This is a genomic window from Paenibacillus agaridevorans, from assembly GCF_003112455.1.
GTDB lineage: Bacteria > Bacillota > Bacilli > Paenibacillales > Paenibacillaceae > Pristimantibacillus > Pristimantibacillus agaridevorans.
Genome location: NZ_BDQX01000214.1, coordinates 1 through 4,441 on the forward strand (window position 1 = coordinate 1; position 4,441 = coordinate 4,441).

Annotated in this window: 1 protein-coding gene and 1 pseudogene; both read right to left on the minus strand. The window is 52.1% G+C overall.

What is annotated here, in order from left to right; translation table 11 throughout:
• Positions 1-427: 427 nt before the first annotated feature.
• A pseudogene (locus PAT3040_RS19800) lies at positions 428-1,094 on the minus strand (glycoside hydrolase family protein); the annotation flags it as partial.
• Between the two features lie 51 nt (positions 1,095-1,145).
• Positions 1,146-4,441, minus strand: a 3,296-nt coding sequence (locus tag PAT3040_RS19805) for an Ig-like domain-containing protein (RefSeq protein ID WP_181376735.1), incomplete at its 5' end; no start/stop codon positions are given.

A 4,441-nucleotide genomic window follows, 5' to 3' on the forward strand; every position in this document is an offset into this window, starting at 1 on the left:
ATCCCAAAGCTCACGGGCGACGTTTCTCTCCCTAGTGGGGAGAGTGTCTGAACCCTCTGATCGAAGCAACTCGATGATGCTGGCCCGGCTTTAGAGGTAGGTTCAGACGCCGACCGGGGATGCGATTGCTTCAAAGCCGACTAAAGGTGATCTTGGGTGCTCCGTAACGTTGCTTAGAATCGTTGAAGTGGAAGGGATTCTCTCCATGAGTTCACGCTTGCGGAGCTCCTGTTTACTTGGTCCTGTGACTTTCCATTTGTAGTAACCGCTCCGGGAAACGCTCATTACTTCGCACATCATCTCTAAATTGAACTTGGAATGATGACCTTGAATGAACTGAAATCTTAGTTCTTTGGCTTGCTGAAGATGTGCACTGCCTTTTTTACGATCGCTAGTTCCTCTTCAACATCAAGTTCCAGCAAAGCGGCCGCTTCGATGTTTCCAGATACTCGCATCGTCGGTATAGCGGTAGGACAGGGCAAAGCCGTATACGCCCCACGCTTGTCCGCGCGTCCAAGTCGATCCGTTCGTGTAGCCCTGCGCCGTATCGCCGCCGATCGGCCCTCCGTTTTCCGGTTTGAAATGAAACGTATGATACGAGGAATAGTCCCCGTACACGAGGTAACGGCGGTTCTTGTCGGCATGAAGAACCGCAGTTCGCCGATATCGTTCCTCTCCGGCCTGCTCGTAAGCCAAATACAACAACGGCAAATTCATCATTCAGTCAATAATGATGCGCCCGTCTTTAACCGGATCGCCCTCAGGCCCCCATGACTGGATATTGCCACGGCTCGCGCCATCTGGCCATCAGCTTGTCCGCCGCCTTTAGCGCCAGGCGTCTGGTCTCTTCGTCGCGCTCAATGATCCATTGCGCCTTCGCGGACGGTGGCTTCGCGATATGCGACGTCGCCGCTGTACTCGTAACACAGCCACAGTATGCCGGACCAGAAGCCGTCGGTCCAATCGTCATTATTCGTCAGCACGTACGTTTTGCCTCCGTCCGTGCTGACAAGAGGGAGCCTTTCGCCAAACCTCTCGATGTTGAGCTTCGTTTTCGCCAAAGCGTCCTCAATCGACGTTGCCCATAAACTCATCGCTCGTTTTCTCCTCTGCTCTCTACAAAATCGCTCGAATTCGTTGCCAGGTTACTTTCCGCCCTTGGGGACTGTAACTGTAGCGGTGGCTGAATTCGTGTTGCCCGCATAATCCGTAATCGTATACGTAATCGTATAAATCCGACCTGTCCCGTTACCTGAACGCTCTGCTCGAAGCAAGAATGACGTGTCGGACGTGCCGAACTCCGCTTCCTGAATATCCTCCGTCGTGTTACCGTCCCCGCTTTCGTTATCGTTCTCGTTGCTCGTAATAGAAGCCAGAATAATCGACGCGACACCGGAACCGCCGGCATCGTCCGCATTAACCGTTACTTGGACAGGAACCAACTTATGATTCGGCGGAGTTAATATCGTCTTGTCTACGGAGATGGATAATGTTGGCGCGACTTTGTCTATATTCGAAACTGTTGCAACGGCAGACCCCCTATTCCCCGCAACGTCCATAAATTCAAAGGTGAAGCTGCCGTTGTTTTCGAATATATAGGTCGGGGATCCGCCGTTATTCGTAATCGTGACAGGTTCGTTGGTTAATAAGGCAGCAACAACGTTGTGATTCGTCGGCGCTGTCGTACTGTAAGCAATCGTTCCTTCGGCAACCGACCACTGATCCAACGGAACGACATCCGGCGTATCGGACAGAAGATCTTGCCCGGGCAGCAACGGAACCATTCGAACCGAAATGGTCGTGTTTTTCCGATTCTGAAGATGAATCGTCAGCTTCTTCATGGCGGTATTGACTGTTTGCCCCTCCGGATTGGGCGAGGTCGATAAAGGAACCGCGTCCATTACAGAGAATACAGCCTCAGCCGGAGCCAGCAATTGCACCTGCAAACGTTGACCGCCCGAACTTAGTATAGCTGTTTTGCCGTCCGGTTCGATGTTGATTTGCGCTTCGGTGTGCATAAACCAATACAACTCCGAAGGCAGCTTGGCTTGAATTTCATCCTGAACGAGAAATTGCCTACGACCGTCAAGCAAGGCAACGCCGCGCTGCGCCGATACTACGCTATCCTTGTACGCTTCCGTCATATCTGCGATTGCATAAGCGCCTTGCTCGCGGTTGTCTTCGAATTTTACGATTTTAGATACAGCCGTTACTTTCTGTTCGGGCATGGCAGACGGATTAATAACGATAGAATTATGTCCTTCGGTCCGTTTGCGGTAATAGGTCCAGCGTCTTCCCTCCACGCCCATTTCCCAGAACCCGGGCAAATTGTAATCCTCCGAGCCAAGATCGGAAGCCCAGCGCACGCCGTTAGCATCTAACACAAAAGAGCCGATGTCCAGATCGCCATGAGGAGCGCCATTCATCCCTCCTTTGAAGCCAACGAACAGAGCGTTGGAATCCGACCAAGAGCTGCGCATAGTCACCGCTTGCTGACGAGAAAAATAATAGTCTTTCTTCGGCGGTTCGCTGCCGTTATACAGTTCGGGCCGATACCACAAAATATCGTAAGGCGTAGTTCTGACGGCTTGGCTTTGGACAAATTGATGATACCACGCATACCCCGGTTCCTGGTGATGCTCGGCGAACCAAAGAAGCAACCTTCCGGGGATAAACGACTCCGGTCCGTCGGAATAGTTGAACGGCCCCTGCGGACCCGTAATGTATAAGGGATAATCCGGCGTAGCCGGAATTCCATCCGCAGCGGAGAATCCAAAATCATGCCCGAATGCCGTTTCCAGCGACGAGAGCAAGTAAACGAGATAGTCCGTGCCATAGCTCCAGTAAGCCGGCCCTTCTATGGCCGAACCGTCAGGGGCGTATTGCCGCAATCCGTGCTGCAGCGATTTGAATGCCCCTTGAAGAATGGCTCCGGCGATTTCCTCCTCTTCATCCGCAACGGCAAGAGCTCCCATAATTATGCCGGCATTGCAGACGAAGTTCCAGTTGTTGTTATTTTTCGTCCAATACGTCATCCCCGCATACAGCGGCAGAGCCTGCTTCAGCCCTTTCTCCACAATCGCGTGCCGGACGATATCCAGCTGTTCGCTGCTTAAATAGTCGTACAACCAATCATAGCCTAGGGCTACCCCCTGCGTAATCGTAGCCGTATCCAGAAAATGCTCCGGACCCCAATCCGGATAATTGTCCGTCGACACATTCTGAAGTTCCAGCCATGCGCGATCCAGATATTGCTGTTCTCCAGTCACCCGGAATACAAAAGCAAGGTAGGCAATGTTGCTCGGAGCCGTCATGTTTAGCCGCAAGCCATCGGGCTTTTGATAGGGCGCGGGCTCCTGTCCGAGCGCTGTATCCGCCGTTTGCTTGACTTTGGCAAACCATTGCTGAACGCGGATATCGTTATCCAGAAGCGATTGAATCCGATCAAAGTCGTCGACGGTTGCCAGAATCCTGGGATGATTGTGATTCGGCTGATTCGTGATTAACTCGCTAATCAGCTCTTCGGCGCGAGGAGCCATATACAAGTAAACCTTGGCAACGGCTTCCCCGCCATGGCCGTCGCTTCCCCGCAAAGCGAACCAATCGTTCCCGACATAATCGTTATCGGGTGTGTAGCTCCAGTCCCCGTTCGCCTGCAGCGCAACTTGCCCGTGAAGCGGCTGGTTCGCCAAGTCAATGACAAGCTGATCGCCGTCTGGATCCCTCAAAGCGACGTAACCTAAACCGGTGATCGGCTTATTTTTGTCTGTCGTATACGTTAAATCGGTTGCTATGGGACTATGGTTGGCGGGATGAACCGTTATCGCGACTTGAGAAACGGCATAATTGCCTTGATCGTCCCGAATCGTGACGATAAACCGATCTGTACCGTAAAAATTATCGTAAGGAAAATAACTCCATTTCCCCGTATCCTCTACATCCAGTAGTCCATGAGCGACGTTTAGCCCGATCGCGTAAAATAATGGCTGTCCCGTTTCCGAATAAGCTTTAATTGTCCCCGATGCCGTTCCTCCTTGAATCGACTCTGCCTGATCGTCTTCCGCAGTAATGCCCTCGCCGATCAGGCCAACATAAACAGGGACGGAGGCCCGCTTTTTTCCGTTCGATGAAGCAGCCGTCACAATGGCTACTCCTGTGTTTGCTCCCGTCACTACGCCATTTGCAACTGTAGCAACAGTGGGGTCCGACGTCGTCCAGATCAATTCTTTCTCGCTTGTATTCGCAGGAGTAAGATCAACGTTCGTCGCAACCGATCCTCCAACCGGTACGGTATACGCTTCCTGTTCAAATGCAATCTTTTCTAAAGGCACCCATGGAATGAGAGACGTATCGTCAAACCAGGCTGTCCCCGTTCCTTGCTCGAAGAAGCTTTCAACCCTTAACGATACAATGGAAGGATCGTCCGGGAGGGTAATAATCG